The organism is Candidatus Eisenbacteria bacterium (assembly GCA_016235265.1).
Lineage (GTDB): Bacteria > Eisenbacteria > RBG-16-71-46 > RBG-16-71-46 > JACRLI01 > JACRLI01.
In genome coordinates this window covers 99,901-115,932 of the sequence record JACRLI010000002.1, presented here as the reverse complement: position 1 = coordinate 115,932, position 16,032 = coordinate 99,901, and the positions used below count along the sequence as shown (strand labels likewise).

The window sequence follows — 16,032 nt, the reverse complement described above, 5'->3', positions numbered from 1 at the left end:
GCTACCTCTGGACTTCGGTGCGGCTCTCGAGGAACCGCGCCAGGAGGTGGAAATCCGAGCCCGGGCGGATGAAACGCACCTCGGTGCGCATGGTGCCCGGGTTCACCAGCTTGTGGAACGGCACGTAGGAGAGGTCCAGTTGCCCGCTGGCGCTGACCATGTGGCCTCCGAGGTTCTCCTCCACCAGCGCGCGGTAGGCACCGATGCCCAGCTGGCTGCCCAGCATCACGTCGAAGGCGTGGGGCAGCGCGCAGCGGCTCTCGTAGCCGATCTGCAGCCCCACGACCTTGCGCTCCCGGCCGGTGCGCTTGCGGTACTCCTCCGCGGTGAGGCGGGCCATCTCCTTGCCGATGTCAATCTTGCCGATCGAGATGTTGCCGTGCTCGTCCTTGGGCAGCCCGCGGATGTACTTCTCGGGAAACAGCTCCGCCAGGCCCTCGGCCAGCACCACGGTGCCGAAGTGCTTGTGCTCGTGCTGCTCGCGGAACAGGATCAGGTTGACGATCTTGTCCACCAGCGCGTCCACGCGCAGCCGGCGCTCCTTGCGTGTGGCGCCCGTCTCCGGGTCCACCACCTCGTCCTCGAAGACCATCTCGTCATTCACGTCCTCGAGGCTGAATACCATGTTGGCTTCGCCGGCGATTCCAACCCCGTAGCACAGCCAGCCGGCCTTGCGGCCCATGCACTCGGCCACGTAGTACACCTGGCCCGCCTCGGCGTCGGCACGCAGGTTCTTCATCTCCTTGGCCAGGAAATCCACCGCGGTGAAGTAGCCGAAGGTGAAATCGATGCCCTGGTAGTCGTTGTCGATGGTCTTGGGCAGGTGCACGATCTGGATGCGCTTCGCCCCCTCCGGCAGCCGCTTCTGGTACTCGTGCAGGAAGTTGGCCGTCTTCAGCGTGTCGTCGCCGCCAATCGAGATGAGCGCGTCAATGCCCAGGTCCACCAGCGCGGAGTAGACGTTGCGCAGGTGGGCGGTCTTCTCGGGATCGTCGAGGTCCGCGGGGCACTTGATTCCCTTCCCGGGGTTGGCCCGCGAGGTTCCGATCAGGATCCCCTGCGAGTTGCGGTTGCCGGTGACGTCCTTGTGGGTGAACTCCTTGTAATGCTCCTCGCGGGTGAGCCGGTACGTGACCGGGTGGTACTTCTGCAGGTGCTCGTAGCCGTACATGAACCCCAGCACCTGGCGATTGTCGTCCAGGAAGCTCACCGCGGCCGAGCTGATCACGGCGTTGGCCGCGGGGGCCGGGCCACCTGCGAACACGATGCCCACGCGCCGGATGTGATCCCCCTTCTTCGGGCGCGCGACGAGACTGCTCTTGGACATGGGCTGCTCCCTTCCACCAGTTTCTGTCCCGGGCGCGCCGGTTCGCGGCGCCGACGCCGGGAGGTAACCGTTTTCACGGATCGTCAGGAAGGTAGCGGGAGTCCCTGTTCGTGTCAAAAGCGCGGCGGGGGCGAGGAATCGCAGGCGCAGGCGGGCGCGGCATCATCGGGACGACCGGAGCGGGAGCCGAAGGAACTTGTTGGGCGGCCGGAGCGGGGGCCGAAGAGGGCGCGGGGGCGGCCGGAGCGCCCCCGCGCCGGATCGGAGTGGCTAGCGGTAGGTCCTCTTCAGCCGGCCCCAGGTCCCGGGCTTGGAGTCGGTGGTGAATTCGACCGCCACCGGGTAGTCCTCGGTCTCGCCCCCGCGGTAGATCCCCGCGGGGGTGGTGGCGCTGCCGGCCCACGGGTAGTCGTCGTTGACCGGCTCATCGGTCAGCGAGATGCGCATCCAGCCACGTCCGTTCTGCGAGCGCGGCCCGACCAGGAACGGGGGCGAGGCCAGCGTGGCGCAGCCGGGCGGCAGCGGGATCGGCACGTTCTTCACGGCCCATTCGTATGCGCACCCGGTGGGACACGGGAAGTTGTCGTTCCAGTCGCCGTCCTCGTTCATGTCCACCAGGATATTGAGGAACACCTGGCGGGGGCCATCGCAGTTGAACGTGGTGAAGCCCACGCCGGCCATGGCGCACGGCAGGAACACCGGCATCACGTGCAGGCCCGCGTCCGACCCGTCGGCGTAGCACTCATCCTGATCGAATGTCATGCCGAAGGCCTTCTCGACGCAGTCCGTGGGCAACCCGGGGTGGCAGACGCTCATGCCCACCGCGGGCGTGTTGGTCTTGCCGTCGGGCTCAGAATCGATTCCCTGTGGTCCGACGGGGGTGAGGTAGCAGCCCAGCCAGTAGCTGTTGCCCAGCTGGAGGTGCCGGATGAACCCGGTGGGTCCCGGGGGAGTGCTGATGGGGGGACACGCCAGCGTCTGCGTGCCCGGCGCACTGGGGAACGCGCACGTGGGGAAACGCCCCATCACGCCCGGGTAGGCCGGGATGTCCTCGGGGGCGTCACCCATGTCTTCGATCAGGGTGCGCAGGCAGTCGTCGGGCCCGTCCTTGTCGGTGCCCATGGCGATCGGCGGCAGGAGCATCAGTCCCGCGGCGACCGCTGCGAACAGGAATACGCGAACCAGCTTCATGGGGGCTCTCCTTGCTCCCTCCAAGCGGAGGGGGCCGCCGCGAGGCGGGAGCCGCGCGCGCACTCCGGCGACACGCGCGCAGTCCCGCCCATGGCGGCGGAAACGCCGGCACAGCCGCCCGAGGCTGGGCGGAGGACGCCCGGCTCGAACCCGCCGGCTGGGGTTGGGCCGGGGAGCGGCAGCGGTATCGCGGAGCCGGGCAGCGCCCGGACGCGGAATGTCGAGGTTGGCCAGTGGAGGTCCCGGGCTGACCCCGGGACGGGCACTCACTGCGATGGGACGAACGTTACTCGAGGCTCTGTGCGCGGCCGCGGATCGCGGGGGCGCCGTGGACTGCCCGCCCCTTGGGGGCTCGGCTCCGTACCCGGAAGTGTGAACACGAGCGTACCCCCGCGCCCGGGAATGTGCAATCTCGATCGGGCATCCGGCGCGATCCGCGGATCATCTGCGGGCAGGAAATGAGGAACCCCGGGAGGCAGCCCCCCGGGGTCCCGACCACACGTGGCAGCGGCCCACGTGCCCACACCTTGTTGCGCGCCAAGCTGTTTCGGGACGCCGGGGGGCGGTGCGCCGCGCCCCCGGCGCGGCTTGACCGGCAGTCCCGGCCCCGGACCCCCCCGCCACCTCCTACCTCACCAGACCGAGCTTTCGCAGTGCGCGGGAGCCACCCTGGCGCGCCTCCACCCAGTAGATGCCCGACGGCGCTCTCGCACCGCCCGCCGAGGTGCCGTCCCACGCGAACTCCCGCGGGCCCGCCTGCACCACTCCCTCGAGCAGGGTGCGCAGACAGCGTCCCGACACGTCCAGCACGCGCACCCTGGCGGCGCCGGGTGCGGCGAAGTCCACGCGCACCCGGGTCGCGCCGCGGAACGGGTTGGGGGCGGCGAACAGCGCCACCGCGGGGCGGCCGGAAGCGATCACCCCGGGCACGTCCACGGGAGTGGCCAGGGAACGGGCCACGTTGAGCTTGCCGTAGCCCCAGGAGTCGTTGGGCGCGGGCCCGGTGGCCGAGTCGCGCAGCGCCCCCAGCGCCAGGCGGCTGAGCGCCTCGTCCGGGCCCATGTGCGGGAACTTCTGAAGCAGCAGGCACAGCGCGCCGGCCACGTGCGGCGCCGACATGCTGGTGCCCTGCTGAATCACGTGCACGCCGTCGTCCACGGTGTAGCCGTCCGCCATGGTGACCGAGCCGGAAAGCGCGGCGGCCACGCCGAAGCCGGGTGCGGTGATGTCGGGCTTCATGCGCCCGTCGCGCGTGGGGCCCGGAGAGGAGAAGAACGCCAGCGAGCCATAGGCGCCGGGGGTGATGTAGCACACCGGCCGGGTGTGACCCAGGGCGTTCCAGCATGACTTGGTGGAGTACGCCCCCACCGTGATGACGCGCCGCGCGCTGCCCGGCGTGGTGATTTCCGCCTCGGGGTTCCAGCCCGCCTGCATGGTCGCCGCACCCTGCCCGTCGCCGAGGTTGTAGCCCGCCAGCCAGGCGTCCAGGCGGGAAGCCCCGAGCGCCCGGGCGTTGTCCACCCGCAGCGTCCAGGTGCCGGCCGCGGGCTCCTGCCCGATCATGGGGTCCCACACCTCGATGAACAGGTGCCGCAGGCCGTTCTGCGTTGCCTGCACCCCGTTCTCCACGTACAGCGCACCGTCGGGCGTGCTCACCGCGCTGGGGGTGTAGTAGCCCACGGGGATGGGACCCAGCACCTGTCCGTTGGGCGACATCAGGGTCACCGTGAGGCTGTCCTGTTCGGAGTACCAGCACTCGAGGTCGAAGAAGTTGTAGTTGTAGTAACTCGCGGTGTAGGGCGACACGGCCCACGAGAGCGTGGCGGTGCGGCGCGGACCCACGTCCACGCGGCCGTGGATGCGCTCGCCGCCGGTGTTGCCCGCCGCCTTCACGATCAGTCGCCCCGGCCCGCTGAGCGCGTCGAGCGCGATCTCCTGGGGGTCGGTGCCGTCGTGCGGCCCGTAGTTGGAGCCCAGCGAAAGGTTCACCACCGCGTCGCGGCCCAGCGCCGTGGACTTCTGGAAGATCCAGTTCACGGCGTCCACGACTCCGGTGGTGCTGAAGTCGGACTTCACGGCCACGATGTCGGCCTCGGGCGCCACGCCCACGTAGGTGTACGCGGGCTTGCCGTTGCCGGTGGCCGCGCCGTTGCCGGCGGCGATGCCGGCCACGTGCGTGCCGTGGCCGCTCACGTCCACCTCGCGCGCGCCGCCGACCGCTTCCAGGTCGGCGCGCACCCACTCGGTGCCGTAGGGGTAAAGCGCCGGTGCCGGGCCGAAGGCGTCGGTCTGGTCCCACAGGTGCAGGATGCGGCTGTGACCGGCGGCGTCCTTGAAGTCGCCGTGGGTCCAGTCAATGCCGCTGTCCACCAGCCCCAGCACCACCTGTCTGCCGGTGAACCCGGTGGCCGGGTACGGCGGCGCGGACGCTCCGTGCGCCAGCACCGCGCCGCTGGCGGCGGCGCTCATGTCGAGTTCGGGCTTGAACGGCCGCGAGGCCTGCAGCACGCGCACGCCCGGGACCGATGCGAGCGCGGGGACGAAGGCCCATGGCAGCCGGACGGTGCGGAAGCCGGGGCCGGAGGAAATCACCTGACCGCCCGCGGCCGAGATGTCGGCCTCGGAGGGCTCCCCCAGCACCAGCATGCCCACCGCTTCCAGCGCTGCAGCGCCAAACCCGGGCCGCGATGGCCCGCGACGCAGTCCCAACACCCCCATGCGGGCGCCGGGATCGGCCTGCACGGGCGTGGGCGTGGAAGTGACATCGGAGACGCGCTCGTCGTGGGCGATCCGCGCCGCGGCCGCGGGGCGCGGCGCCAGGACGGCCGGCGCGAGCAGCAGCAGCAGGAATGCGATGCGCACGGGCAGCACGACCGCGGGGAGGATGAGACGCCGGGTCGGAGCGGGGCCGCTCGCGGCACGCTTCTCCCCCGCGCCGGCCGGGCCGGGGCCGAGCCTCATCGGGTGGCCAGACGCTGCGGACGAGCGCGGTGCAACAGCGCCTGGAGCAGCCGCCGCAGCGGGAAGCGGGGCTGGTGTTCCCCGGCCCGCTCCGGAGCGGATACAGAAATGCGCCCTTCCCGGATCTCGCTGGATTCCTGGGAACAGCGCGTCTCGAAGATGGACTGATATGCACGCATGGGGCGACGCCTCCCTCGGAGACGACGCACACCAGCTACCCACGAACAGATTATCTCATCTCCGGCGCCCCCGGGTCAATAACGAAGCAACTGCGCACCACGCCAATTGGGCCACGCACAGCGTCATCCAGGCGCGCGGCAGCCAGTCCCCGTGGCGGGTGTAGAACGTGCCCCCGGAACCCAGCCGCGCGTCCTCCACCACCGTCGCGGCGCGGAACACCGGCGTGGCGGCGCGGATCGAGCCGTCGGGGTCCACCAGGAAGCTCACCCCGGTGTTGGCGCAGCGCACCAGCCCGGTGCGGTTCTCCACCGCGCGGAACACCGCCATCGAAGCGTGCTGCCAGGGAGCGGTGCGCGGCCCGAACCACTCGTCGTTGGTGATGTTCACCAGCAGGTCGGCCCCGTCGCGCACCTCCGCGCGGGCGATGTCGGTGAAGATGGACTCGAAGCAGATCATCACGCCCGCGCGGGCGGGCCCCGCGTTCAGCGCGCGCGCGTGCTCGCCGGGCATCCACTCCGCCTGCCCCAACTCGAACTTGCCCAGGAACGGAAGGAAACGCTGGAAGGGGATGCGCTCGCCGAACGGCACCAGGTGCATCTTGTCGTAGAAGCCGTCCAGCTGACCGGGGGGCACCACCACCGACGAGGAGTTGAAGATGGCGCGGCCCGCCACGGCGTCGGGACGGGCGTCGGGAAAGCCCGTGAGCAGCGGGATGCCCAGGCGCGCCACCAGGCCGGTTACCTGGGTGAAGGCGCGATCGTCGTAGCGCAGGTAGGTGGGGACCGCCGTCTCCGGCCACACGATCAGCTCCGGCCGTCGCGCGGCCACCGTCCCGGTGAGCGCCACGGTGGCGTTCAGGTTGGCGACCAGGTAGCGCGGGTCCCACTTGATGTCCCCGGCGATGTTGGGCTGCACGATCGCCACCCGCAGGGACCGGCCGGCCGGAAGATCCCGCACCGTGGCCGCGCCGGTGAGCGCCACGACGGTGGCCAGCACCGGCGGGGCCAGCGACAGCGCCGCCCGGGCGGCCCGGTTCGGCGTCAGCAGCGCCTGCAGCAGCAGCCCGTTGCACGCGGCCACCCACAGCGACACCGCCCCGATCCCGCCCCACGCGGCCCACTGGATCAGGGCCGGGTGGCGGAACCACGCGTAGCCCAGCGAGAGCCACGGAAATCCCATCTCGCCCATGGCGCGGATCTGCTCCCAGCCCAGCCAGGCGATCGGGAGCGCGACCGCCGCCGGCACCCGGGCCCGGCGCAGCAGGACGTAGGAGACCCCCACCCCGCCGGTGAACAGGGCCAGGTAGGCCATGAGCACCACCAGCGCGGGGTAGAGCAGCCACGGCTGCGTGAGTTCCTTGAGCGGGAGTCTTGCGATCCAGTGCAGACCCAGGCCGAAGAGACCCAGGCCGAAGATCCAGCCGCGGCCGAAGGCGCGCCGGATCGCATGCGGGGTGCCCGGCCCGATCAGCGCTTCGAGCGCGTATCCGAGCGGGACGAGTGCCGCGGCGGAGAGGAACGGCTGTTCCCAGTCGGGGAACGCCAGCGCCAGCGCGAGGCCGCCGGCCAGCGCCAGCGCCGCGCCGAGCCAGCCCTGCTTCAACGCCGGGTGCATGGCGGGAAGGTCAGCCGACCTTCACTTCCTTGCGCGTGGAGGCCGACTTGTAGATCGCGTCCATCACCTTCATCACGGCGTGCGCCTCCTCGCCCGATGCGATGGGCTGGGAGCCCTTGCGCACGCACTCCACGAAGTGCGCGATCTCGTTCTCGTAGGACTCCTTGACGTTGCGCCCGGAGTCCAGGTTGGGGGTGACGTTGACCAGGTTGCCATGCATGCCGCGGTGCAGGCGCAGCGGGTTCAGGAGCGCCGCCCCCGAGGAGCCGAAGATGTTGCAGTACGGGAAGTCCTTCTCCAGCAGCACCGTCCAGCTCACCTCCAGCGTGAGCGTGGCGCCGCCCTCCAGGCGCAGGAACGCCGCGCCCAGGTCCTCCACGCCGGCCTCGTCGTCAGTGATGTGGCTCACGCCGCTGGCACTCACCACCTTCGGGTTGCCCAGGAACCACAGCGCCAGGTCCAGCATCGGCACGCCGAGGTCCATCAGCACCCCGCCGCCCGAGCGGCGCTTGTTGCTCATCCAGTGCTCCGCGCCCCACGCGCTTGGACGGCGCAGCCAGCCGGCCTTGGCGTAGAACACCGTGCCCAGCTCCTTCTTCTCCATGCAGCGCTTGATGAACTGGGAGTCGGCGCGGAATCGCTGGTTGTAGGCGCACATGAGGATCTTGCCGGCATCCCGGGCGGCCTTCACCATGGTCTCGGACTCGGCGGAGTTGCGCGCCATGGGCTTCTCGCACAGCACGTGCTTGCCGGCCTGCAGCGCGGCGACGGTCATGGGCGCGTGGAGGTAGTTGGGGGTGCACACGTGCACCGCGTCCATCTCCTCGTTCTTGAGGAAGTCGTCCAGGTTGCCGGTGACGTTCTCCACGCCGAACTTCTGGGCCACGCGGCGGGCCTTGTCGCGGTCCGTGTCGCACAGCCCCACGATTTCCACGTCGGGCATCTTCTTCAGCACCGGCAGGTGGTTGATCTGCGCCGCGCCGCCGATGCCGATCACTCCGACACGCAAGGTCTTCCTGGCCATGAAGCGCCTCGACTCCTCTTTCGCCCGTCGCCGGGCGGTGCAAGCGCGGACGCACCGCGGTTGGTTCGGGCCGCGTCGCAGGCGCGGCCGGGCCGCCGGTGGCGGCCGGGTTTCGTTCGCGCGCGAGAGTATCAGGGGCCGCGGAGAAGGTCAAACTTGGGGACGCGCGTGCCCGGCGCGGGCCGCGGGCGGCGCACCCGGGCCACAGGCGTCTCGCGCGGGGCGACTCACGCTGCGCGCGGCGCGGGCGGCGAGCCCGGGCTGCGGGCGGCGCGGGCGGCGCACCCGGGCCGCGGCTACAGCATCCAGCCGCCCGCCACCGGCACGTCCGCACCGGTGATGTAGCCCGAGCCGGGATCGCACAGGAACACCACCACGCGCGCCACCTCCTGCGGGTCGCCCAGCCGGCCCGCCGGCACGTGCAGGCCCGGGTTGGAGCGCACGCCGGGCCCCGCGCCCTCGGTGTCCATGATGCCCGGAGAAACGGCATTCACCGTGATGCCGCGGCCCGCCTCCTCCATCGCCAGGGTGCGCGTGAAGGCCAGCACCCCGGACTTGGCGGCCTGGTAGGCCCCCATGCGCGGCGCGGCGCGCGCCCCGGAGGCGAACGCGGCGGCCAGGTTCACGATCCGGCCCCAGCCGCGCTCGCGCATGTGCGGCAGGGCGGCGCGGGAGCACAGGAACACCGAGTCCAGGTTGTTGCGCGTGACCGCCGTCCACTGCTCCCAGGTGGTCCCGGCGAGGTCGCGGATCAGGAAGTCGCCGACATTGTTCACCAGGATGTCGGCGCCGCCGAACCTGCCCGCCGCGTCGAAGATGCGTTCCACGTCCGCGGGGTGCGTGACGTCGCCGCGCACCGCCTCGGCGCGCCGGCCGAGGGCGCGGACTTCGTCGGCGAGCGAGCGCGATTCCGCCTCGCGGGTGCGCCAGCCCACCAGCACGTCGGCGCCCGCGCGCGCGAGGGCCAGGGCGGTGGCCCGCCCCAGCCCGCGCGCGGCACCCGTCACCAGCGCGTTCCTACCTTCGAGCGGCGTTGCCGTCGCCATCCTTCTCCCAGGCCACCTGCAGGCGGTGGCAGAGCTTGAGGAATCCCTGGCGCGTCAGGCCCAGCTGGCGCGCCGCGGCCGACTTGTTGCCCCGGGTGCGCGTGAGCGTTTCCCGGAGCAGCCGCCGCTTGAAGCGGTCGGTTTCGAACTGGTAGCTGCCGCGGCGTCCTCCACGCTGCTCGGCGCGACCGAACTCCGGCGAGAGGTGTCTCGACTCCAGGCGCGCGCCCGGCTCCAGCCACAGCAGCGCGCGCTCCATCTCGTGCATCAGCTCGCGCACGTTGCCCGGCCAGGAGTGCTCCAGCAGTCGCGCGCCCACCTCCGGCGAAAGCTCCGGACGGTTCCGGCCCCACCGTGCCGCGGCAGCCCCCAGGTAGAAGCGGGCCAGGTGCAGGACGTCCTCGCCCCGCTCCCGCAGCGGCGGCAGTTCCAGTCGCACTCCGCGCAGCCGGTAGTAGAGATCCTCGCGGAAGCGCCGCGCGCGGACCTCCTCCTCCAGCGAGCGGTTCGTGGCCGCCACCAGGCGCACGTCCACGCGCCGCGAGCGAGTGTCGCCCACCCGGCGCACCTCGCCCTCCTGCACCACGCGCAGCAGCTTCACCTCGCTCTCGCGCGAGATCTCCCCCACCTCGTCGAGAAAGAGCGTGCCGCCGTCGGCCGCCTCGAACAGCCCGGCCCGCTCGCCCCAGGCCCCGGTGAACGCGCCGCGCGCGTGGCCGAACAGCTCGCTCTCCAGCAGCGGCTCCGGCGTGGCCGCGCAGTTGTGCGCCAGCCATGGCCCCGGACGACGCGGCCCGTGCTGGTGCAGCGCGCGGGCCACCAGTTCCTTGCCGGTGCCGGTCTCGCCCTCGATCAGGACCGGCACCGCGGAGGGCAGCACCCGGTCCAGGAGATCAAACAACGCCAGCATGGCGGGGCTGCCCCCGATGATACCGAATCGGGACGGCGGCGGCTCGGGGGAAGAAGACCGCGGCGGGTGTGAAGTTCGCGGAATCGGAACGCTTGCTTCCACGGGGAGATCCGGGGTCGGGGCTTGCGCTGCCGGCGCCGCGAAGGGCACGCCGGGATCGGCCAGGCTTTCGGGCATGGCACGGGGTTCCTTGAGCGGGGAAACGGGAACGCGGGGCGGACGGGGACTGGTTGGACTCCCGGGGGGACGGGCGATCGGGGGGTGAGTGGCTATGGATATCATGGCGGGGGGACGGGGGAGCGGGGGGTGGGTGGCTATGGATGTGATGGGGGCGTGGGACGCGCAACGGGGAATTCGGGGGGATTCGGAAGGGGAGAATTCGATGTTCCGCGCCCTCCCGTCTGCCAGGGATCGATGGCCGCCACGCCATGTGGTACGGTGCGATTCTGGACCGTGGGTCTCCGGAAGCCCGGACCCCGGAGAGACTGATCCGCCTGGGGGACGCCCGGGGAGGGACCATGTGCCGCGTCATTGCGAACGCCCCAGCGGGCGCCGGGGGGTTCACACCCATGAGCCCTGGGCGCCCTGGGGAGACTGGCTGATGTCCGCCCGGCTGACAGTGCTGCTGCTTGGCGCCACCGGGCGCACCGGCCGGTGCGTGATGGAGCAACTCCTTGGGCGGGGCATCGGCGTCCGCACCATCGTGCGATCCGCTCGGAGGCTCCCCGCCGACGCGGCGAATGATCCGCGCCTGACCGTGGTCGAGGCCGACCTGCTGTCCCTCGACCAGGAAGACCTCCTGGGCCACGTTTCCGGCTGTGACGCGGTCATCTCATGCCTGGGGCACACTCTCATTCTCAGGGGCATCTTCGGGCCGCCGCGCGACCTCGTCACGCGGGCTACGGCGCGGCTGTGCCGTGCGATCGAAGCGCTTCGACCCGGGAGGCCGGTCAAGTTCATTCTCATGAGCAGCGTCTCGGTCCATCGCCCCGGCGGCCTCGATGCGCCTCGCGGGGCGTTCGAGAGGGCGTTCGTGTGGGCACTCCGCGGGGTGCTCCCGCCGGCGCGGGACAATCAGGACGCGGCGAACTTCCTCCACGGCGGAATCGGCGTGGCCCACCCGTTCGTCGAGTGGATGGTGGTGCGTCCCGACACATTGCTGGAAAGTGGCGCCCCGGAGTACACAATTCACGAAGGCCTCGTCAGCAGTCTCTTCGCTCCGGGCAGCTCCAGCATGGCCAACGTCGCGCATTTCATGTGCGAGTCCGTCGTGAGCCCGGAGGTGTGGACTCGCTGGAAGGGCACCCTGCCCGTGATCGTGGATGCCGGAGGTTCCAGGAGCCGGCGTTGACCGCGATGCGCCGGCGCCGGGTTTGACGGGGTACGGGAGGGCCGGCCCGTCCTACTCCTCCCGCATCCGGTAGCCCACACCCGGCTCGGTGAGCAGGTACTCGGGCCTCGATGGGTCGCGCTCCAGCTTCTGACGCAGCTGCGCCATGTAGACGCGCAGGTAATGGTGCTGCCGGGCATAGCCCGGGCCCCACACCTGCTTGAGCAGGTGCTCGTGGGTGAGCACGCGGCCGGGGAAGTCCGAGAGCGCCGCGAGCAGCCGGTACTCCAGAGGCGTGAGGCGCACTTCGCGACCCGCGAGAGTGACCACCCTGCGCATGCGATCCACGCACAGATCCCCCACCCGCACCACCGTGTCCCCCTCACCCAGCCCCCCGCGCGCCGCGTGGCGCAGTGCGACGCGCATCCTTGCCAGCAGTTCCCCGACGGCGAAGGGCTTGGTGACGTAGTCGTCCGCGCCGAGGTCCAGCGCGGCGATCTTGTCGCGCTCCTGTCCGCGGGCGGAAAGCACGATGATGGGCACCTTGGACCATTCCCGGAGCCGGCGGGCGACCTCGAGCCCGTCCAGGTCGGGCAGGCCGAGGTCCAACAGGATCAGGTCGGGCACGCGCGCGCGGGCCTGGCGCAAGCCCTCCTCGCCGGTGACGGCCTCCACCAGCCGGTAACCGTGGCCCGCGAGCGTGGCGCGCAGGAAGCGCAGGATCGGTTTCTCGTCCTCGATGGCGAGAACCACCGGGGGGTTGGCGGGCGGCACGTCGCCGGCGGCGGGTCCGGGTGGGCCGGACGGCCCAAGGGGTCCGGCTGGGCCGGGGTGGGTCATGGCGTCTCTCCCTCGGCTTCAACCCTGGGAGGCTCGCCGCCGATGGGCAGCGTGAAACGGAATACCGCGCCCCCCTCGGGTCGATTCGACGCCTGGATGCGCCCGCCGTGGGCCTCGATGATCCCCCGGCAGATGGGCAGCCCAAGGCCCACCCCTCCGACTCCGCCGGCGCGCGCGACGCGGTAGAACTTCTCGAACACGCGGTCCTCCTCCCCCGGCGGCAGGCCGGGCCCGCGGTCCCGCACCTCCACGCCCGCCTCCCCATCCGCCAGCACGGCGCAGATCTCGATGGGTGTGCCCTCGGGGGTGTACTTCACCGCATTCTCCACCAGATTGAAGAGCACCTGCTCGACCAGCACGTCGTCCATGGGCAGGAGCGGCAGCTGGCGGGGCAGGTCCACCCGCACCGGGCGCCCGGCCAGCCGGGTCTCCAGGCGGTGCAGCGCGACGCCCACCACTTCCTCGAGCGAATGCCACTCGCGGGTGATGCGCAGCGCTCCCGATTCCAGCCGCGTCATGTCGAGCAGGTTGCCCACCAGGCGATTGAGCCGCTGCGCCTCCTCGGCCACGGTCTCGATCAACTCCCGGCGCGCGCCCTCGTCCAGGCCCCCGTGGTCCTGAAGCAGGCTGCTGGTGGCTCCGGTGATGGAAGCGAGTGGCGTGCGCAGGTCGTGGGACACCGAGCTGAGCAGGGTGCTCCGGAGCCGGTCCGATTCCAGTTCTACCCGCGCCGCCTCGGCCTGGTCTGCGAGTTGCACGCGCTCGAGCGCCAGGGCGATCTGGTTGCCGAAGGTCTCGAGCAGGCGCGTGTGCTCCGGGCTGATGCGCCCGTCCATGGCCGCCGGACGCACCGAAAGCACCCCCACCACCCCGCGTGAGCCGGCCAGCGGCAGGTGCAGCGAGCGGGCGGCGGGCAGGGTCGCGGTGCCCAGTCCGGCGGGCTGTGCGTTTTCCCTCACCCACCGGGCCACACCCATCTCGTGGCCCGCGGAATCGAGCACGTCCGGATCCCCGGCGCCGAGGTACAGGGCGCCGGAAGCGTCCGGCATCAGGATCGCCGTGCGACTCTCGAGCACGTCGGAAAGATTGTGCAGCGCGGCGGTCAGCAGTTCGCGGGTGCCGCGGATCCCGGACAGGTCGCGGCTGAGGCGGTAGAGGGCCCCGGCGCGCCTTTCGCGCTGCCGCGCGGCCCCGGTCTGCTGTCGCAGGCTCACCGCCATCCCGCTGATCAGGAGCGCGGCAACGAGCATCACGGTGAAGGTCAGCAGGTACTGGGTGTCGGATACCGCGAAACTCATGAACGGCGGCACCATGAAGTAGTCGAAGGCCGCCACACTGAGCACCGAGCACAATGCCGAGGGAAGCCGACCGTAGCGCACCGCAACCGCCATCACCCCCACGAGGTAGATCATGATCAGGTTGGCACGCTCCAGGCGTCCCCGCAGCAGCCATGCCACGGCGGTGCATACGGCCACCACGGCCACCGCCTGGATGATGGGCGCAGCACGCGTGCGGCCCCGCGGTGGCTCGCCGGCCCGCCCGGCGCGGCGGTCCCCGGCATCGGACGCCCCGGCCTCCATGACGTACAGGTCGATCGGGCCGCTGTCCTGGAGCAAGGAGCCCACCAGGGAGCCGAATGCGAATCGTTCCCAGCGCCGTCGCGTGGGCTTGCCCACCACGATCCGCGCCACGTTCCGCTCGCGCGCAAAGTTCAGGATCTCGTCGCTCACGCGCGGCCCCGTGAGCACCGCGGTCTCCGCTCCAAGCTCCTCGGCGAAGGCCAGCACATCTCCCAGGTGGTCCCGTTCGTGCGACGGCCGGGTCCGCCCCGGAACTTCGACGTGTGCCACGATCCACTCGGTCTTGAGGCCCGCGGCCATCCGCCGGGTGGCCCGGACCAGAGCGGGGGCCATCGCCGGATCTCCCACGCACACCAGGATGCGTCCCCCCACCGGCCAGCTGCGATCGATCCCCTCGCGCCGGCGGTAGGACTCCATCTGCGCGTCCACCCGCTCGGCGGTGCGGCGCAGCGCCAGCTCGCGCAAGGCGATCAGGTTCCCCTTGCGGAAGAACCCCTCCATGGCGCGCTGGGCCTGGCCCGGCACGTACACCTTGCCCTCCCGCAGGCGCTGCAACAGGTCGTCGGGCGGGAGGTCCACCAACTCGATCTCGTCGGCGCGGTCCAGGGCGGAGTCGGGCACCGTCTCGCGCACCCACACGCCGGTGATCTGGGCCACCACGTCGTTGAGGCTCTCGACGTGCTGGACGTTCAGCGTGGTGTACACGTTGATGCCCGCCGCGAGGAGTTCCTCGACGTCCTGCCAGCGCTTGGCGTGGCGGGACCCGGGGGCGTTGGTGTGGGCGAGCTCGTCAATCAGGATCAATTCGGGCCGGCGCTGGAGCGCGCCGTCGAGGTCGAATTCGCGGAGGACCGAGTCACGGTAGGAGATGTCGCGCAGTGGAAGCACGGGGACGCCCGCGAGGAGCGAGCCGGTCTCGGCGCGACCGTGGGTCTCCACCACCCCGGCCACCACGTCGGTGCCCGTGGCGATGCGCTCGCGCGCCTCCACCAGCATGGCGTAGGTCTTCCCCACGCCGGCCGAGGCCCCGAAGAAGATCTTGAGCTTGGCGCGCCGGGCCTGCTCCTCCTCCTGGCGCAGTCGCTCGAGGAGCTTCTCGGGGTCGGGCCTGGATTCCTCGCTCACCGTTTGCACCCCCATCCAGGGCGTGCCGCACCCGCGGCGCCCGCCCGGCGGGAGCGAGAATACACGATCCCGTAGGCGGGCAGGATCACGTCCTGACCAGCATCGCGAAGGTGAGGCGGTCCTCGTCGTGCACCAGGTCCGGCCTCCAGTCCGGCACCAGGGAGCCGGGTGCGCCCTGGTTGCCGCCGGGCGGGGTGACTCCGCCAGGCCCCGCGAAGCAGGGAACGCTGGCGTGGCGATGGTTGTACTCGAGCCGGAAGGTCACGAAGGGCCGGGGGTTGTAGTCCGCGGCCACCTGCATGTCCCAGGCCTTGAACGGATCGCCGGGGTTCATGGTGAAGCAGGGCGAACCCGAAAGTGCCGTCGCCCCGTTGATCGGCGGCATCAGCACCAGGTAGCGGCCGGGGTTGTTGATGGCCCCGCCTCCCACGGTGAGGGCGAAGCGGTCATGGCGCGACTGCCCCCGCCCGGGGCTGGCGTCGTTGCGCGGCGTGGTTTGCGAGTACATGCCGAACTGGGTCATCAGCCGGGCCGTGACGTTCTTGTACAGCAGGGCGGCACCGATCCCCAGCTGGGTGAGCTTGAACTCACCGTGCCGAAACACCTCGCTCGAGCCCGAAATGGTGCCGTCCGCCGGTCTCGAGAAGTCAAAGTGATATGCGTCGTCCACGCGCAGTTCGCCGGTGAAGGGGCCCACGGTGAGCGGCCGCCCGCTGGCGCCCATGTTCCCGGGCATCCACGGGAAGTCGGCGAAGGCGAAAGGCCCCGCGGGTTTCGCGGCGGCGGTCGCGGCGGCCGGCGCAGCGGCGCGGTCCGGCGCGGGCGGGGACCAGGCGGCAGGGGCGGAGGCGAATGCCAGTGCGGCCGCGCAAAGGCCGGACAGCAGTCTGGATTTCAAGGGGTC

At 71.2% G+C, this 16,032-nt stretch carries 11 protein-coding genes; 1 reads left to right on the top strand and 10 read right to left on the bottom strand.

Annotation, left to right across the window (positions count from 1 at the left end):
- Window position 1: 1 nt before the first annotated feature.
- From HZB25_00910 to HZB25_00880, 7 genes are all read right to left on the bottom strand, one after another.
- Window positions 2-1,327 (bottom strand): 6-phosphofructokinase, encoded by a 1,326-nt coding sequence (locus HZB25_00910; protein ID MBI5835778.1) that lies wholly within the window; start codon window positions 1,325-1,327, stop codon window positions 2-4.
- A 270-nt stretch (window positions 1,328-1,597) separates the two neighbouring features.
- Window positions 1,598-2,518 (bottom strand): hypothetical protein, encoded by a 921-nt coding sequence (locus HZB25_00905; GenBank protein ID MBI5835777.1) that lies wholly within the window; start codon window positions 2,516-2,518, stop codon window positions 1,598-1,600.
- A gap of 627 nt (window positions 2,519-3,145) precedes the next feature.
- Window positions 3,146-5,380: a S8 family serine peptidase gene (locus tag HZB25_00900; GenBank protein ID MBI5835776.1), complete on the bottom strand. Its 2,235-nt coding sequence runs from the start codon at window positions 5,378-5,380 to the stop codon at window positions 3,146-3,148.
- A 333-nt stretch (window positions 5,381-5,713) separates the two neighbouring features.
- Window positions 5,714-7,273 carry an apolipoprotein N-acyltransferase gene (gene lnt, locus HZB25_00895; protein ID MBI5835775.1) on the bottom strand — a complete coding sequence of 520 codons (1,560 nt, stop codon included), beginning with the start codon at window positions 7,271-7,273 and terminating at the stop codon, window positions 5,714-5,716.
- Window positions 7,274-7,283: 10 nt separating this feature from the next.
- Window positions 7,284-8,297 carry a Gfo/Idh/MocA family oxidoreductase gene (locus tag HZB25_00890; GenBank protein ID MBI5835774.1) on the bottom strand — a complete coding sequence of 338 codons (1,014 nt, stop codon included), beginning with the start codon at window positions 8,295-8,297 and terminating at the stop codon, window positions 7,284-7,286.
- Window positions 8,298-8,593: 296 nt separating this feature from the next.
- Entirely contained in the window at window positions 8,594-9,343 is a 750-nt protein-coding gene (locus HZB25_00885; protein ID MBI5835773.1) for an SDR family oxidoreductase, read from the bottom strand.
- Entirely contained in the window at window positions 9,315-10,535 is a 1,221-nt protein-coding gene (locus HZB25_00880) for a sigma-54-dependent Fis family transcriptional regulator (protein MBI5835772.1), read from the bottom strand. Before HZB25_00880 ends, HZB25_00885 begins: the two co-directional genes overlap by 29 nt.
- Before the next feature lie 319 nt (window positions 10,536-10,854).
- Between HZB25_00880 and HZB25_00875 the strand changes: the two genes are divergently transcribed.
- Entirely contained in the window at window positions 10,855-11,604 is a 750-nt protein-coding gene (locus HZB25_00875; protein MBI5835771.1) for an NAD(P)H-binding protein, read from the top strand.
- 51 nt (window positions 11,605-11,655) lie between these two features.
- Here HZB25_00875 and HZB25_00870 read toward each other — a convergent pair whose 3' ends face one another.
- The 3 genes from HZB25_00870 to HZB25_00860 form a co-directional block, all read right to left on the bottom strand.
- On the bottom strand, window positions 11,656-12,423 hold the full coding sequence (locus tag HZB25_00870; GenBank protein ID MBI5835770.1) for a response regulator: 768 nt from the start codon (window positions 12,421-12,423) through the stop codon (window positions 11,656-11,658).
- The gene (locus HZB25_00865) at window positions 12,420-15,143 is read right to left on the bottom strand and encodes a sensor histidine kinase KdpD (protein ID MBI5835769.1); all 2,724 of its coding nucleotides are present in this window, start codon (window positions 15,141-15,143) and stop codon (window positions 12,420-12,422) included. The genes HZB25_00870 and HZB25_00865 overlap by 4 nt, the downstream gene beginning before the upstream one ends.
- 70 nt (window positions 15,144-15,213) lie before the next feature.
- Window positions 15,214-16,026 (bottom strand): hypothetical protein, encoded by an 813-nt coding sequence (locus tag HZB25_00860; GenBank protein MBI5835768.1) that lies wholly within the window; start codon window positions 16,024-16,026, stop codon window positions 15,214-15,216.
- Between the last annotated feature and the right edge of the window lie 6 nt (window positions 16,027-16,032).